The organism is Mesorhizobium sp. M0244 (assembly GCF_040321795.1).
Classification (GTDB): Bacteria; Pseudomonadota; Alphaproteobacteria; order Rhizobiales; family Rhizobiaceae; genus Mesorhizobium.
The window spans coordinates 1-20,389 of record NZ_JAMYSE010000045.1; the positions used below are offsets into that span (position 1 = coordinate 1).

19 protein-coding genes are annotated in these 20,389 nt (G+C 61.4%); 7 read left to right on the forward strand and 12 right to left on the reverse strand.

Annotated elements, in window-relative coordinates; translation table 11 throughout:
* Positions 1-348: 348 nt before the first annotated feature.
* The 8 genes from NKJ08_RS23405 to NKJ08_RS23440 form a co-directional block, all read right to left on the reverse strand.
* Positions 349-603: a hypothetical protein gene (locus NKJ08_RS23405; protein ID WP_352526110.1), complete on the reverse strand. Its 255-nt coding sequence runs from the start codon at positions 601-603 to the stop codon at positions 349-351.
* Positions 604-1,015: 412 nt separating this feature from the next.
* Positions 1,016-1,708, reverse strand: a complete 693-nt coding sequence (locus NKJ08_RS23410) for a class II aldolase/adducin family protein (RefSeq protein ID WP_352526111.1) — start codon at positions 1,706-1,708, stop codon at positions 1,016-1,018.
* Complete coding sequence (locus tag NKJ08_RS23415) at positions 1,705-3,162, reverse strand: FGGY family carbohydrate kinase (protein WP_352526113.1); 1,458 nt, start codon at positions 3,160-3,162, stop codon at positions 1,705-1,707. Before NKJ08_RS23415 ends, NKJ08_RS23410 begins: the two co-directional genes overlap by 4 nt.
* A 4-nt stretch (positions 3,163-3,166) precedes the next feature.
* Positions 3,167-4,015, reverse strand: coding sequence for a sugar phosphate isomerase/epimerase family protein (locus NKJ08_RS23420; RefSeq protein ID WP_352526114.1), 849 nt, complete (start codon positions 4,013-4,015; stop codon positions 3,167-3,169).
* A 5-nt stretch (positions 4,016-4,020) separates the two neighbouring features.
* Positions 4,021-5,016, reverse strand: coding sequence for an ABC transporter permease (locus NKJ08_RS23425; protein WP_352526115.1), 996 nt, complete (start codon positions 5,014-5,016; stop codon positions 4,021-4,023).
* Positions 5,013-6,014, reverse strand: a complete 1,002-nt coding sequence (locus NKJ08_RS23430; protein WP_352526116.1) for an ABC transporter permease — start codon at positions 6,012-6,014, stop codon at positions 5,013-5,015. The genes NKJ08_RS23425 and NKJ08_RS23430 overlap by 4 nt, the downstream gene beginning before the upstream one ends.
* A complete protein-coding gene (locus NKJ08_RS23435; protein ID WP_352526118.1) occupies positions 6,007-7,521 on the reverse strand; it encodes a sugar ABC transporter ATP-binding protein in 1,515 nt (504 codons plus the stop codon). Before NKJ08_RS23435 ends, NKJ08_RS23430 begins: the two co-directional genes overlap by 8 nt.
* A gap of 88 nt (positions 7,522-7,609) precedes the next feature.
* Complete coding sequence (locus tag NKJ08_RS23440; protein WP_352526119.1) at positions 7,610-8,599, reverse strand: autoinducer 2 ABC transporter substrate-binding protein; 990 nt, start codon at positions 8,597-8,599, stop codon at positions 7,610-7,612.
* Between the two features lie 163 nt (positions 8,600-8,762).
* On the opposite strand from NKJ08_RS23440, the gene NKJ08_RS23445 reads away from it, so the two are divergent.
* The 6 genes from NKJ08_RS23445 to NKJ08_RS23470 all read left to right on the forward strand — a co-directional run bounded on the left by NKJ08_RS23445 (position 8,763) and on the right by NKJ08_RS23470 (position 14,592).
* A complete protein-coding gene (locus tag NKJ08_RS23445) occupies positions 8,763-9,821 on the forward strand; it encodes a LacI family DNA-binding transcriptional regulator (RefSeq protein ID WP_352526121.1) in 1,059 nt (352 codons plus the stop codon).
* Positions 9,822-10,241: 420 nt separating this feature from the next.
* A complete protein-coding gene (locus NKJ08_RS23450) occupies positions 10,242-11,102 on the forward strand; it encodes an FAD binding domain-containing protein (protein WP_352526220.1) in 861 nt (286 codons plus the stop codon).
* A complete protein-coding gene (locus tag NKJ08_RS23455) occupies positions 11,102-11,584 on the forward strand; it encodes a (2Fe-2S)-binding protein (RefSeq protein WP_352526123.1) in 483 nt (160 codons plus the stop codon). Before NKJ08_RS23450 ends, NKJ08_RS23455 begins: the two co-directional genes overlap by 1 nt.
* Entirely contained in the window at positions 11,581-13,845 is a 2,265-nt protein-coding gene (locus tag NKJ08_RS23460) for a xanthine dehydrogenase family protein molybdopterin-binding subunit (protein WP_352526124.1), read from the forward strand. The genes NKJ08_RS23455 and NKJ08_RS23460 overlap by 4 nt, the downstream gene beginning before the upstream one ends.
* Positions 13,845-14,090 carry a MoaD/ThiS family protein gene (locus NKJ08_RS23465; RefSeq protein ID WP_352526126.1) on the forward strand — a complete coding sequence of 82 codons (246 nt, stop codon included), beginning with the start codon at positions 13,845-13,847 and terminating at the stop codon, positions 14,088-14,090. The genes NKJ08_RS23460 and NKJ08_RS23465 overlap by 1 nt, the downstream gene beginning before the upstream one ends.
* A 211-nt stretch (positions 14,091-14,301) precedes the next feature.
* Complete coding sequence (locus NKJ08_RS23470) at positions 14,302-14,592, forward strand: hypothetical protein (protein WP_352526128.1); 291 nt, start codon at positions 14,302-14,304, stop codon at positions 14,590-14,592.
* Here NKJ08_RS23470 and NKJ08_RS23475 read toward each other — a convergent pair.
* From NKJ08_RS23475 to NKJ08_RS23490, 4 genes are all read right to left on the reverse strand, one after another.
* Positions 14,573-15,682 (reverse strand): LacI family DNA-binding transcriptional regulator, encoded by a 1,110-nt coding sequence (locus tag NKJ08_RS23475; RefSeq protein ID WP_352526129.1) that lies wholly within the window; start codon positions 15,680-15,682, stop codon positions 14,573-14,575. The two genes, NKJ08_RS23470 and NKJ08_RS23475, sit on opposite strands and share 20 nt — an antisense overlap.
* Before the next feature lie 110 nt (positions 15,683-15,792).
* On the reverse strand, positions 15,793-17,322 hold the full coding sequence (locus NKJ08_RS23480) for an amino acid ABC transporter permease/ATP-binding protein (protein WP_352526130.1): 1,530 nt from the start codon (positions 17,320-17,322) through the stop codon (positions 15,793-15,795).
* A gap of 79 nt (positions 17,323-17,401) precedes the next feature.
* Positions 17,402-18,238, reverse strand: coding sequence for an ABC transporter substrate-binding protein (locus NKJ08_RS23485; protein WP_352775998.1), 837 nt, complete (start codon positions 18,236-18,238; stop codon positions 17,402-17,404).
* A gap of 157 nt (positions 18,239-18,395) precedes the next feature.
* Positions 18,396-19,262 (reverse strand): PfkB family carbohydrate kinase, encoded by an 867-nt coding sequence (locus NKJ08_RS23490; protein ID WP_352526133.1) that lies wholly within the window; start codon positions 19,260-19,262, stop codon positions 18,396-18,398.
* 102 nt (positions 19,263-19,364) lie between these two features.
* Between NKJ08_RS23490 and NKJ08_RS23495 the strand changes: the two genes are divergently transcribed.
* Positions 19,365-20,366 carry an SIS domain-containing protein gene (locus NKJ08_RS23495; protein WP_352526134.1) on the forward strand — a complete coding sequence of 334 codons (1,002 nt, stop codon included), beginning with the start codon at positions 19,365-19,367 and terminating at the stop codon, positions 20,364-20,366.
* The last annotated feature ends 23 nt before the right edge of the window (positions 20,367-20,389 follow it).

Genomic DNA, 20,389 nt, shown 5'->3' on the forward strand with positions numbered 1-20,389 from the left:
TCAACGGCCATCCACAGAGCCAGATCGAGGAACTCATGCCCTGGCGATTCCGGAAAACATCAAGCCCAAACCCATAGGTGATCGGCGAGGCGCTTACGGCGGTACTGCCCCAAGCGGATGTTGTATCACTGTCTTGGTCTGTCGGATGACGAGATGAGGCCGGCGCCAGCTATAGGAACCTGCGAACTGCGATGCGAACATCCTGCTGCTGTCCAACCAGAAGATGTCCGCCAGTGTCGTAGACGACCAGTTTGGGCCTTGCACGGCCCTCCACTCCGGTAACAACAGGCAACCGCAATATGGAACGGTCGCCTGGCCCTCTGCATAGCCCTTCAGATGCGTCTTTGATCATTGCTTGAGGAACGCGCCCGTGTAGGTCTGGCCGGCAAGCGTAACGGTTCCGGCCAGGGCTCCGTCGGGCCGCATGACAAAACTGACGTCCGCGCCATTCGGTAGGCGCTCGAGCATCAACGTGCTCCCTACAATTCTTCCAGCGCCGGCGGCCTCTCCCGGATAGTTGTCGCCCAGATTTCCCCACGCATAGGTGACCGTCACCTTCCCATTGGAAGAAATCGTCTGAACAGCAAGTTTGGCGTCATACATCCCGTCCAATCGTCCGGCCCATAGACCCGAAAAAGCAGCATACTTTGTGGGAACGCCCTTGCCAGGGGGAGTGACTGTCACGGATTGATCCAAGATTGCTGAGCCGGAAGGAACAGCGGCAGGATCCAAGGCAGGTTGTGAAGGAATTCTATCAGGTTCTAACGCAGGTTCGAGAGTGGCGGGTTGCGGCGTTTCAGGAGCCGATTGGCACGCGGCTAAAGCAAGCGCCGCGAAGCCAAGCATTGCGTTGCACATTCGGTGTGCCATCTTCTGGTGCCCCGGGCCATCTTTGAGTCTAGCGCAGGCCGACCTTATCACGCGTTTTCACAACCTGTGTCTAGGCAAGGTATGTCGTACGACAGCGGCTCGTCGAAAAGGAGCCTTTGGTGCCACGCCGCCTGCCAAACTAGTGCTAGGTCGCAGCGCCGCGCGGCCTCGCCAAATCGTTCGTCCCCTCTGCATCCGGCGCTTGGCCATAGCTCATCTTCCGCATTTGCTCGATCACCCGCGCCATCTCCTCGTTGGAAAGGACCGGCGGCTCGCCAAGCGTAAGTGCCTGGACATACATGCGAGACAGGGTTTCGACCTCGTTCGCCAGCCACAACGCCGCTTCTAGTGTCTTGCCGAGCGAAATCTGCCCGTGCTGGCCGAGCAGGCAGGCGAGGCGATCTTTGAGTGCAACCAAGGCATTGTCGGACAAGGCCTGCGTGCCGAAGGTTGCGTAACCCGCGCAGCGGATGGTCGTACCGCCCGCCACTCCTGTCATATAGTGGAAGCTCGGGATCGTCTTATGATGGCAGGCCAGCGTCGTGGCATAGAGTGAGTGACAATGCAGCACCACATTGATCTCCTGTCGCTCCCTCAAAATGTCACGGTGGAAGCGCCACTCCGAGGAGGGCCGTCGGCCGGCATAGGTGCCGTCAAAGCCCATCTCGACGATGTCTTCGGGCGTCATCGTTTCGTAGGGTAGCGATGAGGGCGTGATCAGGAAACCGTCGCGGGAGCGCACCGACAGGTTGCCGGCATTGCCCTGGTTGATACCGCTGGAATTCATCCGACGGCAAACATCCACCATCTCGCGGCGCACAGCGCTGTCATCAGTCATAGATCGTTCCTTTTGCTGGTTGCCCTGTAGAAGTTGTTTCGCTTCGCCAATTCGCGCCACCGCTGCGCATAGACCGCGAGCGCCTCACGATCGCCGGCAAAGGCGGCCGGCAGGCTGAGCGCGATCGGAGCCGGCGTGTGACGAGCTTCGTGTTCGCCAAGTAACGCCGCACCCGAGGCCGTGCCATAGGAGTCGAGGTTGTAGACCGTTTCGGCGTTTGGCCGCAGCGCGGCAACCAGCGTGGCGTAGAGCGGGTCCCGCAGGAAGGTACCATCCAAGGCAACCAGCCCGTTTTCGTTCAGCGCTTTGATACATTCCGCCGTCAGCAGCGCGGCATACAGCACCGCGAGCGCCTTGCGCTCCGCAGGGGTTTCTGCAGGTGGCCCTTCAAACCGGCCGCGCCCAGCGCTGCCAGGAAAGAGGCCGTCATCGTCGCCGAAAGACGGCAATGCAAAGGTGCCCCGCTCAATCAACAAACCGACCAGCGCGGCGTCGGCCGCATTTCCTTCTTGTCCCTGCCCTGCCACATGACTGAACTCTCGTCCGCCCATGGTCAAAACGCCGCCGACCGGGCGTCCTGTCACGTCGCTGTTCAGCACCATTGCACGATTTTCATCGAGCTGGTCGAGAGGTGTCGCCGCGCACATTCCGACAATCCAGGTTCCGGTAGAGATCACGCAGGCATCGCGCATGCCTGCCGCCTGATAGCGGTAGAGATTCAGGCTGCTGTCGTGGCCGCCGGTCAGGACAGACAGCTTTTCCGGTATGCCGTACCGGCGCGCTAGATCCGGCCGGATTGGCCCCAACGTCTCCCAAGCCTGATGGAATGGTGGCATGAGGTGCCTCCAGCCCTGCCCCGCCACAATGGGCGTCCACTCCTTGCGCACATTGTTCCATAGATGTGATTGCGCCGAGAGGATCGTCGTTTCGGCCGATGGGACGCCCGACAGCCGCCAAGCCCAATATTGGGGCAAGCCCAGATACCAACGAGCCTGAGCGACACACTCCGGACAAACCTGCTGCATCCAGTACAGCTGGCGCGCCTGATGGGCCGCCTTCAGCATGATTGTGCTGCCGCGATCGAAGAAATCGCCCGAAAGCGGCGCGTAGCCATCGCGAATTGCAGGCGGCAGGTCCTGCTCATAGTCAATCATCGGCAGAGCGGAAGTGTCGTCGGGATCTGCGTTCACCAGAACCCCCGCGGAGCCGTGTCCGGTGGCGACCACCTTTTCCAGCGGATGGTGTCGGCACAAAGTGGCGAGCGAGCCGAACAGCCAGTCGCTAATGCCCTTGAGATCGTGCTGCCGCCAAGGTGGACCGGGCCGCACCTCGTTGCGGACAGAGAGGCTCTCCGCGAGCATGCCGTCGAACGTCATCGCGGAGAGCTTTATGTTGGTCTTGCCGATGTCGAAGACAGCGATCCTCGCGGCGTCCGCCTTCTGCCCGTCATCCATTGTGTCAGATCAGACCGTATTGGCGAGCCTTGTTGCGCAGGAACGGCAAGCCATTGCCCATCACTTCGGCCTCGTCCTTCGCGACTGGCCGCCAGACTGAGAGACCGTAGGAGACTTCCGGCGGCATGTTGATGAAGCTTTCCATGGCAAGTCCGCCCTTGAAGCCTATCGCCGCGAGCGTTGCGTAGATCTCGTCCCAGGGACAGTTGCCGGTGCCTGGCGTGCCGCGATCGCTCTCAGACAAGTGGATATACTTCAGGTGATCGCGGGCGGCCAGAATGCCATTGGCGGCCCCCTTCTCCTCGATGTTCATGTGGTAGGTGTCGAGATGAACAAAGATGTTGTCGGCGCCGACTTTCTCGAGCATCCAGACGGCCTGCGCGCCGGTATTTATCAAATGGTTCTCGTAGCGGTTCACCGCCTCGATTCCGAGCTCTATGCCGCGCTTCTTGGCGTGCTTGGCGGCGACGGTCAGCACATGCGCGATGTTGTCGTATTCCTTCTCGGTGGGTGGCACGCCGGTCCGTTCGCCGATACCGCCGAAAATCACGCCGGAAAGCGCCAGCGCGCCCATCTCCGCAGTCTTGTCGATGGCCACTTCGAGATGTTCGATGGCGGCATCCGGCCGCACCGAGGCCCAGGCCCGCTCCGGCAGGCCAAGGGAGCAAACGGCAGGAAGATTGTGCTGTTCGAGCAAGGCGCGTGTATGCGCGGCATCGACCGCCGGCGCGTTCAGAAGCGCAATCTCGACAAAATCCATGCCGTATTTGACGGAAGCCGCGATCGCCTTCTCCGCGCCGGCCCGGTCCCAGTTCATCGTCCACATCGAGGTGTGGACCCCAAAACCATGCATCTAACTCACCCTTTGTTTGTGTTTAGGAATTTGAGGCGCCCGGCAAGCCAGCGCAGGATCATCACCGTGATCAGCAAAATGCCCCAGACCGCCGTCGCAAGGTGCTGGTTTGCGCCCATCAAATTGAGTCCCGAGGACAGAAGCTGGAGCACCACCAGCGCGACGAAGACAGGGATCACCCGACCGAAGCCGCCGAACGGATTGACCCCGCCAAGAAAGCAGGCCAGCACGGTGATCAGCAGGTAAGACTCGCCGTGGCCGACACGCACCGAATTGAAGCGCGCCAGCATGATGATGCCGGCGACCGCGCACATTGCGCCGGACAATGTGTAGACCAGAACCTGCACCCTGCGCGTATTGATGCCGGAGTAGCGCGTGGCCTCGATGTTGGAGCCGATCATGTAGGTGTTGAAGCCCAGCTTCATGCGGGTCAGCAGGACGTGCCAGATCAGCACGCAAGCGATGAAAATGAGCAACGGCACCGGGATGCCAAACATCGAACCGTACCCGATCGGCGCCAGGAAGCCGGGAAAGCCGGACACGTCGCCGCCGCGCGTCAGGAATTCCCCGAGACCGCGCAGGAAGATCATCATCGACAGCGAGACCAGGATCGGGTGAGCCTTGGTGTAGGCGATAACCAGCCCCATGATCAGCCCACTTAGTGCTCCGACCGCGATGGCAAGGACCGAGCCAAGGACAAAAGCGCCGATGCTCGCGTCGACGCCTCCCTGGCTTTGCAGCACCCAAGCTAACGTCAGCCCGGCCATGTTGGCCGTGAAGGTGATGGCCAGGTTCAGGCCGCCGGTCAGGATCGGCAGCAGCATGGCGAGCGTGAGGAGGCCGAGCTCCGGCAGCTGGAAGGCGACGGATCCAAAGGTAGCACGGGAAAGGAAGTTCGGCGCGGCGATGCCGAACACGACCATGACCACCATGAACGCGGCAAGTGGACCTGCCAGTTCGGGGCCGAGCGACTTGCGGGCGCGTTCAATCACAACCGTCATGAAGGCACCCGCCGGCTTTTCAGGAGCGGCAGCAGGCGTTCGATGCTGGTGTTCGACAGGGTGATGGCGGCAAGGATGATGATGCCGACGATCATCTTGAATGCGAAAGGCGACACGCCCATCAAATTAAGTCCGTTCTGGGTGATCGAGACCAACAGAACGCCCAGGATGCAGCCGAGCACGCTGCCTTTGCCGCCGCCAAGCCGCGCACCGCCAAGGACTACGGCCGCCAGGACGTCGAGTTCGCGCCCATAAAGGGCGTTCGGCACCACTTCCTGCGCGTAATGCGCTTGGACGAGACCGGCGATGCCCGCCATCAGGCCAAGCCAGCCGAAGGCGATAAATTGCATGGCACCGATATTGATGCCGAAGCGGCGCGCGCCTTCCGGATTGTCGCCAAAAGCGTAGAGTTGGCGACCGGTGGTGGTGCGCGTGATCAACGCCCAGGTAGCGAACACGCATACGGCCATAATAAGCACAGGTAGCGTGATCTCCGCCCAGGTGCCGTCAGCCATCTCTCGCTCGAACAGCACCACGCGGGTGGTGAGCCAGTCCGGCAGATTGTAGATCGACACGCCGCCTGTGAAGAACATCAGCAGGCCGAAGAAAATGTTGAAGGTCGAAATCGTGGCGACGATCGAGATGATCCTGAACCTGTGGATCAGGAAAGCGTTAGTGCAGCCCAACGCGACGCCCAATGCGCCAGCGATGATGAGGCCGAAAATCCAGTTCCCGCCGCCGATCCAGCCAAGGACGGTCGCCGTCAGATATTGCACGACGGAGGCAGCAACCGCGAACGAGATGTCAATGCCGCCGGCAATCAGCACGACGAGCAGGCCGACGGCGAAGATGATGTTGACCGAACTGGTGTTCAGAAGGTCAAATGCATTGCCGAGGGTGAAGAACCGGTCCGTCGCAAACGAGAGGAAGACGCAGATCACCGCGATAACGGCGAGCAAAGCCAGTTCCGTTGCGTGGGAGCGGACAAACCTACGCATAGACCGCCTCTTCGATCGCCCTGAGGGTCGTAGCGCCCGGCACATATTCGCCGACAATGCGCCCCTGAGCCATGTGCAGCACACGGTCCGCGTTGAAATAGACTTCGGGCACCTCGTCCGAGATCAGGATAATGGCCAGGCCGCTGTCCGCCAGCTTGGAAACGATATCGAAAATGCCGGCGCGCGCGCCGACATCAACACCGACGGTCGGTCCGTCGAGGATTAGCAGTTTCGGATCGGTCGCCAGCCATTTTGCAATGGCGATGCGTTGCTGATTTCCCCCCGACAGGGTCGAGATCGCGTCCTCCTGCTTTCCGATCTTGACGCCGAGATCCCTTATCCAATCGTTGACCAGAGATCGTTTGCGATCGCTCGAAATGAAACCGGCCGAAAGGATCTTGTCTAGCGAGGCGATGACCATGTTGTCGGCGATTGCCTGGGGCTGAATGAGGCCGAGCGACAGCCGGTCTTCCGAAAGATAGGCGACGCCGGCGGCGATCGCGTCACGGTTGGAACCGAAGCGAACCGGTTTGCCATCCAGGACAACAGAGCCCGATCTGGGCTTGCGCATGCCAAACAACGTCAACGCCAGCTCGGTGCGCCCTGCCCCGAGCAACCCGGTGATGCCGAGCGTCTCGCCGCGCCGTACCGTCAATGACACATCCTCGAATTCGCCGGGCCGCGACAGCCCCTTAACCTCAAGCATAACCGGGCTCCTGCTCAAATCGCGATGCAGGACGGAATAGTCGAAGGTCTTGCCGGTCATCAGCTCGGTGATGCGCGATTGGGTCAGACCCTTGGTCGGATAGACGCCAACCAGGGCGCCATCGCGCAGCACGGTCACACGGCTGGAGATTTCGAGAACCTCCGCCAGGCGGTGACTGACGAACACAACGGCAACGCCCGACGCCGACAGATTGCGCACAATGTCCAGCAGATAGTCGGTTTCAGATTGGGTGAGCGAGGCCGTCGGCTCGTCCATGAAGACGAGCTTCGCCTCGCCGACGAGCGCGCGCGCGATAGCTACGATCTGCCGCTGTGCGATGGGAAAATGGTGGAGCGCGAGATCGACATCGAGGGTAACACCAAGACGTTTCAAGGCGTTGGTCGCGACACGGCGCATTTCGGCATAGTTCACCAGCCGCGGCCAGCGGCCGATGACAGTCTGGAAGGCTATGTTCTCGGCGACGGTCATCTCGGGAAACAGGGCGAGGTCCTGCCAGATGACCTGAATTCCGCCGGCCTGCGCCGTTACCGGCGACATATGGGTGTAGCTCTGGCCGTTATAGTCGATCTCGGCGCCAGCCTCGGGCTTGTACACGCCTGTAACGACCTTGATCAGCGTGCTCTTGCCGGAGCCGTTCTCGCCGGCGAGGCAATGCACCTCGCCCGGCAGAACCTCAAAGCTGACATTCTTCAGGGCCTTCACGCCGCCAAACGTCATGTTGACATTGCGGAGCGACAGCAGCGGCCGTGACGCGGCGCCATCGAGTGCCTGATCAGCCATCGAGTTGAAACCCTGGATCCAATCGCGTTGACACATCTTCAGCCGGGCCGGCTCGAGGCCAGCCCGGCTGCCGTAGCCTTGGCAGGCTTTACAGGCCCATCGCCGCGAGACCGTCAACAGTATCCTTGTTGATTGGGACCAGCTGATCGACGATGATGTTATGGTTTTCGAAGTCCGGCTTGACTGTCCCTAGCCCTTCGATCGTATCGCCATCCTTGATCTTGTTGCCCTTCATGAGATGGTCAGCCAACGTGACGAAAACCTCACCCGCCTGCTTCGGATTCCACATGAAGCCGCCGGAGATCGCGTCGCTCTTGATGAGCTTCTGGCCCTGGCCTGGCGAGAATGGACCGAGCACGAATATCTCGCCCACCTTCCGGCGCTCTTCGATTGCGCGGCCAGCGCCGATCGGGCCTTGGCTGCCGAAGGCAAGGAAGCCTTTCAAGCCGGGATTGGCGGAGATCAGGTCAAGCGCAGTGCTGCGGCTCTTGTCCACGTCCTCGGCGACCCCATAACGATCGCCGACAAGCTTCATGTCCGGATGGTTCTTCTTCAGATACGCGATCGCTGCATCGGCCCAGGCATTGTGCAGCGGCACCGTCAGCGAGCCGACGAAGACTGCATACTCACCCTTGCCGCCCATCTTGTCCGCCAAGAGCTTGGCGTGAGCCTCGCCGAAGCCGGTCGCGGACGCGAGTTCGAAATCCCAGTCGGCGCCCTTCTGGCCAGGCGATTCATGCGTGATGACGATGATGCCGGCGTCCTTCGCCTTCTGCAGGACAGGTTCAAGCACTTTCGCATCATTCGGCACGACGCCTATGACCTTGACGCCCTGTGCGATCAGATCCTCGATGGCGCGAACTTGCAGTGCCGGATCGGCACTGGTCGGGCCAACCATGAATGCGTCGACCCCTAGCTTTTGGCCGCGCTCCTTGATGCCCGCCTCCATTGCGTTGAACCAGGGAATGCCGCCGATCTTAACGACGACGCCGACCTTACCGGCCTGCTGTGCCATCGCAGCGAATGAGCCGCCAAGCATAAAGGTCGCGGCGAGTGCCGCGATCATGAGCTTTTTCATTTGTACTCCTCCCATAACGTTCCCGACGGGAACACAGTCGATCCGCCGATTTGTGGTTGCACAATCGATGGTGCACCAACTATTATGCAGGAAGACGCACTCGTCAAGCGGGATATTGCTCTAACGCGATATTGCTCTAAAGAGACGCTCCGGAGGAGCTCAAATGGATCAGCAGGTCAAGAAGAAGGCGACGATCTATGACCTGTCGGTGCTGTCGGGCAGTTCGCCGTCGACCGTGAGTGCCGTGCTGAACGGCACTTGGCGCAAGCGCCGCATCAAGGAAAGCACAGCGCAAGCAATTCTCGGCCTCGCCGAACGCCATCAATACACCACCAACCTCCAGGCGCGGGGTTTGCGACGCTCACGATCGGGCCTGGTCGGCCTGATGCTGCCCGTCCACGACAATCGCTACTTCTCCTCCATGGCGCAGACATTTGAGGGACATGTGCGCAGCCGCGGTCAATGCCCGGTCGTGGTCAGTGCCAGCCGCGATCCGGAAGAGGAACGGCGGACCGCGGAGACGCTGATCTCCTATTCAATCGACCAGCTCTTCATAGTCGGCGCCACCGATCCGGACGGCGTGCACGAGGTCTGCGAGTCGGCGGGACTAAGGCATATCAATATCGACCTACCGGGAGCAAAGGCGCATTCGGTGATCAGCGACAACTATGAGGGCGCGCGGATGTTGACGGAGGCAATCATCCGCCACTTCGGCAATGATGACCCTCTGCGGCCGGACGAGCTGTTTCTTTTTGGCGGCCGCAACGACCACGCCAGCCGCGAACGCATCGCCGCCTTCCACGCGACAAAAAAGGCCCTGTTGGGCGACGACCCTGATGACGGTGTACAGTCCTCCGGCTATTCGCCCGACATAACATTGCGGGCCTTCGAGGCGTTTTGCCAACGCCATGGCAAGCTGCCGCGCGCTCTGTTCATCAATTCGTCGATCAATATGGAAGGTCTGCTGCGTTTCATGGCGGGCCGGCCGGCGGAGATGTTTAGTGAGCTTGTCGTCGGTTGCTACGACTATGACCCATTCGGCTCCTTCCTGCCCTTCCCTGTACTCATGGTGCGGCAGAATGTTGAGGCGATGATTGCCAAGGCGTTCCAGCTGATCGATGAACCGCCGACGGCGCCGCAAACTTTTCTGATTGCGCCAGAGTTGATCCAACCCAGGTCTGCCCTGAAAGGGCCGCTGGACACTTTGAAGGATATAGCTTGAAGCGCCTGAGAGCCGGTCGTTACATTGCTCCCCTCATCCACGTGTCACGGGAGCGACACGTGCCGCGGCATTATGGAAGTCAGCCGCGGTTTCACTCCGCATATGCGTGCGCCACTTTGCCTGTCAAAGATGTGGCCACGGCGCGGATCGATCCGCAACCTCACCTCTTGACCCGGTCGGACTGCGAGCCGGTCCTAGGATATGGCGTCAATTGCGTCCTCGCCGAGCCTGGTAAAGACCTGTGTCTCTGAACCGGTCGGCTCCAGCACCGGAACCGCCCCCGTCAGGCCGTCGGGTGTGCTATTATTTGGTACTGGATTTTTGCTGCGCCTGGTTCGATGCCGCAATGCAGAACCGGATGGCCATTCTGAGGGGACGCTTTATAACGGGTCGTTGAATCGTGATGACCAGGGAGACACGATGCGCTACGAGCGTCCGCATTCAATAGAAGATGCAGTCGGCCTGTTGGCCGGGTCGGCCGGCACGGCCGCGATTCTCGCCGGAGGCAGCGACCTGCTGGTGAGAATGAAGGGCGGCTTCATCGAACCCGACCTGATCGTCGACATCAAGGCGATCGGCGGGCTCAGCGAGATCAGGGAAACAGCTGAGGGTTTCAGCATAGGTGCTGCAGTCCCCTGCGCCGTCTTGGGAGAGAGCGCTGCCCTGAAGAAGGCATGGCCCGGCGTCGTCGAAGCAGCCAAGCTGATCGGCTCGAAACAGGTGCAGGGACGCTGCACCATCGTCGGCAATCTCTGCAACGCCTCGCCGGCTGCCGACAGCGTGCCAGCGTTGGTGGCGGCCGGTGCCAAGGCATCGGTTGTCGGGCCCGCGGGTAGGCGAACGATTCCCGTGGAGAGCGTGCCGACCGGGCCAGGCAAGACGTCCTTGGCCAAAGGCGAAATCATCGAGGCGATCCTGCTCGACAAGCGCCCACCGGGCTCGGGCGATGCGTATCTGCGTTTTATTCCACGTACGGAGATGGATATCGCGGTGGTCAGCGCCGGCGTGAATTTGACGCTCGATGAGAGAGGTGTCGTCAAATCGGCCCGCGTGGCGCTGGGCGCCGTGGCGCCGACGGTGCTTCTGGTCGAAGAGGCCGCCCAGGTCCTCATCGGCACGAAACTGGACCAAGCCACCCTGGAGCGGCTCGCCAAGGTCTGCTCGGGGTCCTGCCGTCCCATCGACGACAAGCGCGGGACCGTCGAATTCAGAAGGAAGGTTGCGGGTGTGCTGGCCAAGCGGGCCGCCACGACCGCCTATGCACGGGCAGGAGGCAAGTGATGGCTGGTGTAGCAGTCTCAACGACAATCAACGGCGACAACGTCGAGTACCTTTGCCAACCGGACGAGACGCTGCTCGATGTGCTGCGCGACCGCCTCGGGCTGACGGGCGCCAAGGAAGGCTGCGGCACCGGCGACTGCGGAGCGTGCAGCATCATCCTCGACGACCGGCTGGTGTGCTCGTGCCTGGTGCTTGGCCCGGAGGCTGAAGGCCGGCGCGTCGAGACCATCGAGGGCATGGCGCATGGCGACAAACTGCATCCGCTTCAGCAGAAGTTCCTCGAGCACGCAGCGCTGCAATGCGGCATCTGCACGCCGGGCTTCCTGATCGCGGCGAAGGACCTTTTGGCCAAGAACCCTGATCCGACCGAGGAGGAAATCCGCTTCGGCCTCGCCGGAAACCTCTGCCGCTGCACCGGCTATGACAAGATCGTGCGTGCCGTTCAGGACGCCGCCAGCGTGATGAAGGGAGCATCACGATGAATTTCGACCCGCGTTATTCGGCTCGCAACTTCGCATCCGTCGGCACGCGACCCATTCGTCCGGACGGCGTCGACAAGGTGACTGGCCGCGCCCGCTACGGCGCGGACTTCAACATGGCCGGCCAGCTGGTCGGGCGTGTTCTGAGAAGCCCGCACGCGCACGCGACGATCAGGAAGATCGATACCTCGAAGGCCGAGAAGCTTCCCGGCGTGAAGGCGGTGATCACCGCGGCCGACCTGCCCGACCTCACCGATGGCGATGCCGCCATGTACGACATCCTCGACAATTGCATGGCGCGCAACAAGGCGCTCTATGACGGCCATGCGGTGGCCGCGGTGGCCGCGGTCGACGCCCGCACCGCCAGGCAGGCGCTGAAGCTGATCGAGGTCGACTACGAGGTACTGCCGCATGTGACTGATGTCGACGAGGCGATGAAGCACACGGCCCCCGTGCTCAACGACACCATCTTCACCGAGGGCCTAGAGGAAAAGCCCGTCAAGCCGTCCAACGTCACCAAGCGCACGCAGTACGGCCATGGCGATGTCCATGAGGGCTTCGGCCATGCCGATTTCATCGTCGAACGCTCGTTCAAGACCGAGCAGACGCACCAGGGCTATATCGAGCCGCATGCCTGCGTGGCCAATGTCAGCTCCGACGGCACCGCCGACCTCTGGGTCTGCACGCAGGGGCATTTCGTCTACCGCCAGCACTGCGCGCAACTGCTTGGCATGGAAGCCTCGAAGCTGCGCGTCACCTCGTCGGAGATCGGCGGCGGCTTCGGCGGCAAGACCCATGTCTGGGCCGAGCCGGTCGCGCTGGCGCTGTCGCGCAAGGCCGGCCGGCCGGTCAAGCTGGTCATGACGCGCGATGAGGTGTTCCGCGCCTCGGGGCCGACAAGTGCCACCTCGATCGACGTCAGGATCGGCGCCCGCAAGGACGGCACGATCACCGCCGCCGAGGCGACCTTGCGCTATTCCTGCGGCCCCTATGCCGGCATGTGGGCCGAGATCGGCGCCATGACCGCGTTTGCCTGCTACAATCTCGAGAACGTCAAGACGGTCGGCTTCGAAGTGCTGGTCAACCGGCCGAAGACTGCGGCCTATCGTGCGCCGTCGGCGCCGATGGCGGCCTTCGCGGTGGAAAGCGCGATCGACGAGCTGGCCAAGGAGATCGGCATGGACGCGGTCGAGTTCCGGATCAGGAACGCCGCCCAGGAAGGCACCAGATCCTCCTACGGCCCGGTGTACGGGCCGATCGGCATCGGCCCGACGCTCGAGGCGGTGAAGAGCCATCCGCACATGAAGGCGCCACTCGGCAAGAACCAGGGCCGCGGCATGGCTTGCGGCTTCTGGTTCAACTTCGGCGGCCAGACCTGCACGGACCTCAACATCGGCATGGACGGCTCGGTCTCACTTGCCGTCGGAACCGTGGACGTCGGCGGCTCGCGCGCCTCGCTGTCGCTGGTGGCGGCGGAGGAACTCGGCATCCCCTATGAGCAGGTCAAGGCGGTGGTCGCCGATACTTCCAGCCTCGGTTACAACGACATGACGGACGGAAGCCGGGGCACCTTCTCGTCCTCCATGGCGACGATCTCGGCCGCCCGCAACGCGATCAAGATCCTGCGGGAACGCGCCGCGCAGATGTGGGACATTTCCGTCGACGACGTGGTCTGGGAAAAGGGCCACGCCACTGCCAAAGGCGAGAAGCATGGCAATCTTGGGCAGCTGTCGCTGAAGGAGATCGCGGGCGCGTCGGGAAAGACCGGCGGACCGATCGCCGGCCACAGCGAGCTCGTCGCCGACGGCGCGGGCGTCTCATTCGCCACCCATATCTGCGATATCGAGGTCGATCCCGAGACCGGCGCCACGAGGGTGCTGCGCTACACCGTCGTCCAGGACGCCGGCAAGGCGGTGCACCCGACCTATGTGGAGGGACAGTACCAGGGCGGTGCCGCGCAAGGCATCGGCTGGGCGCTCAACGAGGAGTATATTTACGGCAAGGACGGGAGGCTTCAGAACCCCGGCTTCCTCGACTACCGCATCCCGGTCTGCTCGGACCTGCCGATGATCGACACGCAGATCCTCGAGATCCCCAACCCCAACCACCCTTACGGGGTGCGCGGCGTCGGCGAGACCTCGATCGTGCCGCCGCTGGCGGCGATTGCCAATGCGGTGTCGAACGCCGCGGGCGTGCGGATGACGCATATTCCGATGTCGCCGCCGCGCATCCTGGCGGCGATCGAGGCGGAACGGGGAGGCTGATGGTCGAAGTGACGCTCTGGGGATCGCTTGGCGCGGCCGCCGGAGGCAAGAACAAGGTCGAGATAGAGGCCAAGGACATAAGGGAGCTGTTCAGGAAGCTCGCTGAGCAGTATCCCGGCCTCGAGCCCTTGATTGACCGTGGCATCGCCGTCGCCATCGACGGGACGATCTACCGCGACACCTGGTCGAAGGAATTGCCCAAAGGCGCTGAAATCTTCCTGCTGCCGCGTCTTGCCGGGGGATAATTGGACAACTGTTTCACGAGCATCAACGACCAGGACCTGGCCTGTCCGGGGGCTCGAGAAACGGCTCCGCCGTCATCGACAAATCCTAGCCAGTTCAAGTCGTGAGCCAGGCAGCTTTCTATGGCTGTTTTGCTGAAGAGCGGACATCGGCTGACGTCCGCTCTAACTCGTTCCATGCCAGCTCGATTATCGACGCCCAGGGAGCTTGAACGTGGCGACGCTTCGTTTGCGACAGCCGACAGTGGCAGCCCCGTCCGACGTCGTTGCCAGCCAGGTGATCGCCACCGCTGAAATACCGGAGCTGCTCGACCGCATCGGGTGGCGCGACGGCGCGTCGATCTGCGACTCGCAGAGCCAGGTTCTGTATTATCAGCGCCCCACAAAGGCCCGGGTCGTGTTCGGCCGCGGAAGCGGCAACGTCGCTTTCAGAGGCAATTTCGGCTTCAGCTTCAACCGCAGCCCGGAGCATCGTCGCTGCCGGATCAGACGGCCTCGCGGTTGAGATGGGCCGCTATCGAATTACGCTCCACCAGGCGGGCCGCGAGGACACTGTGCTCGAAAGGTATCGTGGCCTCCGCTAGCCTCTTCAAGAGAAGCTCCGCCGCCGCCGCCCCGATCAAATGCGCTGGCTGCGCGATGGCTGTGATACCTTGGGCCACGAACTGCATCCAGTCGAGATCGTCGAAGCAAAGCAGCGAAACGTCGCCTGGAATCGCAAGCTTCAGTGCGGAAGTCGCCTCCAGGACGCCTGTCGACATCACACCATCGGCAGTAAACAGAGCGGACGGTGCATCGCGCATTGTCAGCAGATCGAGCGCCTCCTTGCGCGCTGCCTCGCTAGAATAGACCGCCACGCGGCGGATTAACCGCAGATCCGGTTCGATGCCTGCGGCACGATGGGCTTCGAGATAACCCAGCAACCGTTGCCAGCTTGGATGATGGTAGCGAACATCCGAGCTGGAGAGATCAACGTTCGCCACAAAGGAGCCAACATCATAGCGTTGGCCCGGCCCGAGTTCCGCCAATATTCCGATGCGGCTGTGTCCGGCGGCGATCATGGCCGCGATGCTGCTACGCGTTACAGAAACGTTGTCGACCACGACCGAATCGGTTTCCAGGCCCGCCACGATGCGATCGAACTGCACGACGGGACAGCGGGCCGCGACTGCCTCACGAAGATGATCCGGCTTGTCCACGAAGGTCGATGAGACGATCAACCCGTCGACCTGCTTTTCCAACAGCAGCTGCACGGCCTCTCGCTCGAGTTCGGCATTTTCGTCACTATTCGTAACGATAACCCCGAAGCCGCCACGGCGCGCGACATCCCCTATTCCGCGCAGCACGCTCGCGTAGAATGGGCTTTCGATGTCGCCGACTACAACTCCGATAGTCTGCGTCTTACCAGTGATCAGACCTTTGGCCAGGCGATTGGGGCGGTAGCCCAGCGCAACTGCTGCGGCGCGCACCTTCTCCTGAACCTCGGGGCTGCTATAGCCGTAGTCACCAAGCACACGCCCCGCGGTGGCGGAACTCACCCCGGCCCGGCGAGCGACCTCTATGATAGTTGCGTTTTTCGACGATCTTTGGGTCACTCAGCAAGCCCCGCCGCCCATGCGCGCGTTGTGACGGCGACCTAGCGGCAGTTAAGCCCGCCCCGCAAGGCCGAACACCGCAGCACCCGCCGTTGCGCACACCATTGCAATCACAGCACCTCTGACAGAAAGCGCCGAAGACGTGGACTCTGCGGATTGTCGAAAAGGTCCTCTGGTCGTCCTGCCTCGACGATTCGGCCCTCGTCCATGAATACGACTTGGTTCGCGACTTTGCGAGCGAAGTTCATCTCGTGCGTAACGACCACCATCGTCATCCCGCCCCGACCGAGATCGGCCATCAAGTTCAGGACACCTTTGACCAATTCAGGGTCTAGCGCACTGGTGACTTCGTCGAACAGCATAACCTCGGGTTCGAGGGCCAGGGCGCGCGCGATGGCTACCCGCTGCTGTTGCCCACCCGAGAGATTGGCCGGCCGATGGTCTTTGCGCTCCAGCAGTCCGACTTCATGCAGCCTCGCTAAGGCCGCGCCCTCAGCCTCCTCGCGCGACATGCGTTTTACTTTGCGCAGCGCCAGGGTGATGTTGGCGAGCGCGCTGCGGTCGGGGAACAGATTGAACTGCTGGAAAACCATGCCGACGCGCCGCCGGAGTTGGTCAGGGGTCTGTTTGTAGATGCTTTCGCCATCAAGTAGAATGTCACCGGCTCGACACTCTACGAGGCGGTTGAGGCAACGCAGCAAGGTCGACTTGCCCGAGCCGGACGGCCCGATGAGGCAGGTGACGGTCCCGGGCTCCACTTTCAGACTAACGTCATGAAGAACTTGGACGGCGCCGTAGGCCATATCGATATTCTTGACCTCAATGCCACCGCCCTTGAAGCGCGTGGGCGCCGCTGCGGGCAACTTCGCTGCGCCCGGCACGACGGCTTCGGCAAGCTCGGCGACTTCCTTGAGGCCGCTCTGCACAGCGGTGATACGTTTGCCGACGCGCATGCGAGCGTCGATGTAATTGACGAGGTGGGTCAGCGGCACCGTGATCACGAGATAGAACACGCCGGCCAGCAAGAGCGGTGACAAGTTGCCGGTCAGCACGGCCTGGTCTTGGCCGACGCGGAACAGTTCGCGTTCGGAGGCGAGAAGGCCAAGGAAATAGACCAGGCTGGAATCCTTGACGTTGCCGATGAACTGGTTGACCAGTGCAGGCAGGACGCGGCGGATGCCTTGCGGGATCACCACCAGGCGCATGCCTTGGCCATACGTCATTCCGAGAGTGCGGGTGGCGTCGATCTGACCACGCTCGACGCTCTGAATGCCGGCGCGAAAAATCTCTCCGATGTAGGCGCCGGCAATCAGGCTGAGTGCCAGAATGCCCAGCGGATAAGGCGATGGACCGAACAGATCTCGGCCCAACCGCGCGAAGCCTTGGCCAATAATCAGGATCGTGACAATGGCGGGAAGCCCGCGAAAGATATCGGTGTAGACCCGGGCAAGGAGTTTCAGCGGCCGGTTTTCGGAAATCCCCATGACGGCGAGGACGATACCGATCAGCGTCCCGAAAAACGTCGAGGCAAGGGCCAGGATCAGGGTGTTCTTGAGGCCGACCATGACCATGTTTGGCAGAACTTCTGCCATCGCCTGGAAATCAAGGAAGCTGCGCGAGAAGGTATCGAACCAGCTCATATCAAGTCCATCTATAACTCGGCCGGGCACCGTTGCTCACGGGCCCGGCCGGAAAAAATTATAACGAAGTCGCGCGAATTTACTTCTTCGGCAGATATTGATTCGGCATCGGGGTGCCAGGGAACCATTTTTCGTGCAGCCGCTTCCAGGTGCCGTCGTCCATGGCCTCGCGCAGCGCCTTGTTCAGCGCCTCGCGGAAGGCGTCGTTGCCTTTCTTGACAACAAACCCGGCGGGCGCATCGAAGGACGGCACGTTCATTGTTATCTTCAGGTTCTTATAGCGTTCTACATACTGCTTGGCCGACTCATAGTCGGTGAAATGGCCATCGATCGTGCCGTTGTTCAGCGCCGCCACCGCGGTGTTGTTGTCGGGGAATTTGACGATGTCGCCCTTCAGATTCTTCTCGGCATAGATTTCCTGCAGCGTTCCCTGGATCACGCCGATGCGCTTTCCGGCGGTGCTCTCATTGCTCGTCAGAGCCGGATCAGCCGAAATGATCGACAGGTAGCCGGCGAGATAGCCGTCGCCAAAATCCACGGTCTTCTTGCGCTCCGCGGTCGTGCCAATGGCGGCGACAGCGACGTCGAAGCGGCCGTTGGCGACGGATGGCAGCAGCGCCGAGAATTCCTGGCCGGTGAAAACGACCTGCTCTTCCTTGAACCCGAGCCGGCGCGCTACGTCGCGGAAGAGTTCAGCGTCGAAGCCCGTGAAGTTACCGTTGGCGTCGGTGAAGACGTAGGGTTTCGCATCGCCCATGGTTCCGACGCTGATCACCGTCGGGTCGATGAGGTTGTAGGGGTTGTCGGCCGCTTTTGCCTGTGTTGACGAGGCCAACGTGCCAAGTCCTGTCACCAGCGCGATAGTCAGCGCCAGACCGGATTTCACCAGTTGGCGCCTGCTCGAATTCGTTTGCATGTCTTCTCCTCTTACGATTGGCCAAACCGGCCTGCGATCCCACTCGACGTCTCATCCATCAAAACGCTCTTAGGCGGCGCTCAGTATGAATGAGAACGTTATCACTTCATTTAGCATTGTCCATTTCTCGCGTCAATTGTTCCGGAGAATTTCGCGCCTAGACGGTTTTTCCGTATTGCACGTGCCGAGTTCCTCGGAGGATCTCCGGCGTCATCTTCCCTATGTCGATTGCTGTCGCATGGCCAATCGCCCCGTAGTACCGGCAGGTAGCGGCCGCTGCCTCCGCGGCATGACCGAGGATGTCCTGAGGCGCCTCTTCCCTGAGCAGGCCGAATAGCGTTCTGGCGATGAAGGTGTCGCCCGCGCCCAAGGTGTCGACGGGTTCGATCAGCCGCGCCGGGGTGCTGTAGGAGACGGTGTCGCTGTGAAGCACCGCGCCAGCTCGACCTCGAGTCACCAGAACCCATTTTGAACCACATGCAAGCAGTTCGGATACGATTGCAGCCAATTTATCGTCGTTGAGACCGTCGCCCGAGACGGAGGCCAGATAGCAATAGCGCCCAATCTCGCGCCGGTGCCCCGGCTCCCGCCGTGTAGAAAAATCGTAAGATAACAGGGATTTACTCGATACCGCGGCAACCCACGGGTCTAACCCGCTGGATTGGCCGATGTGGACGGCCTGAAAGCCCGAGAGAAAATCCAGATCTTCTTGCGTTGGCGTGAACATCGAGACGCCGAGGTCGAAGTCCAGGAAAATCCGATCAGCGTTTCGGTGACCTATGAGGCAGTAGGCGGTCGACCCTTCGAGGCGACGCAATCGGGTGACGTCCACGCGTTCCGACGCCAGTGCAGTGCAGATCAGGTCCCCGGCCCGGTCTTTGCCGATCGCTCCAACATAGGCCGACTGCCCGCCGAAGCGGCTCACATAGACCGAGACATTGAGGCAATTTCCTCCGGGAAACATCTCGCCGCGAGCAAGATAACAATCGACCACGTTATCGCCCATCGCGGCAATCTTGACCATTGCATGACTTTCAGTTTAAAGAATGTGATAACGTTCGCACAATCACCACTGTCTGTCAATTGTGACCCCGGCCCAAGCTTTGCCAACGAGATGAGGAAGCTCATGATTTCCGCCCTGCCCGCCGACATAGAACGCGCTCTGACCGCTACGGCGGGCAGGCACTTTTCGCACCTATTTCTCGTGGCGTGCGGCGGCTCGCTCTCAATCATGATGGCAGGCAAGTACTTCGTCGACCGCTACAGTGGCGCATTCCCCTGCGACATCTACAACGCGGATGAGTTCGTCTGCCGAGATCCGAAGCGGTTGGGGCCTGACACCCTCGTTGTCCTTTGCTCGCAGACAGGAACCACCACGGAGACCGTGCGGGCGGCCAATCATGCAAAACACCGAGGCGCAACGACAATCGCCATGACACTCGACCAAACATCGCCCCTCGCGCGGGCGGTCGACCACCCGGTGGCCTACCAGGCATCCTACACGACGGGCAAAGCAATCGATGCGGCCTACAGCAATTACGGCGTGCTCTACATGTTGCTCGCTGGCCTGATCGATGCTCGGGAGAATGCCAAGCTAACCGCCGACCTGCTGATGAGCCTGAGCCATCTTCGCCCGGCCATCGATAGTGCGCACCGGATCTATGCCGACCGGTTTCGGGCCTTTGCACCCCGTTTCGCGCCGCGCAAGGCGATCTACACACTTGCCAGCGGTGCCAGCTATGGCGCGGCCTATTCCTACGCCATCTGCGTGTTGATGGAGATGCAGTGGTACGACTCGCAGGCCATACACGCCAACGAGTTTTTCCATGGCCCCTTTGAGGTGGTGGACAAGGATGCCGGCTTCGTCGTGATGTTGGGCTTGGACGAAACGAGGCGCCTCGCGGAACGCGCCTGCGACTTCCTTTTCAAGTACGGCAGCCGGGAAAACACCCTGGTGCTCGATGGAGCGGAACTCGACCTCAGCGGTATGTCCAATCACATAAAACCCTATCTCGTACCCCTGGTCTTCTTCGACACTCTATGGCGTTTTGCCTACGAGCTGGCCGGTCTGCGCGGCCGGCCGATGCTTGAGGGCCGGCGCTACATGAAGAAGCTAACGGACTACTAGTTCCGCCGCGCTCTGCAGCGATC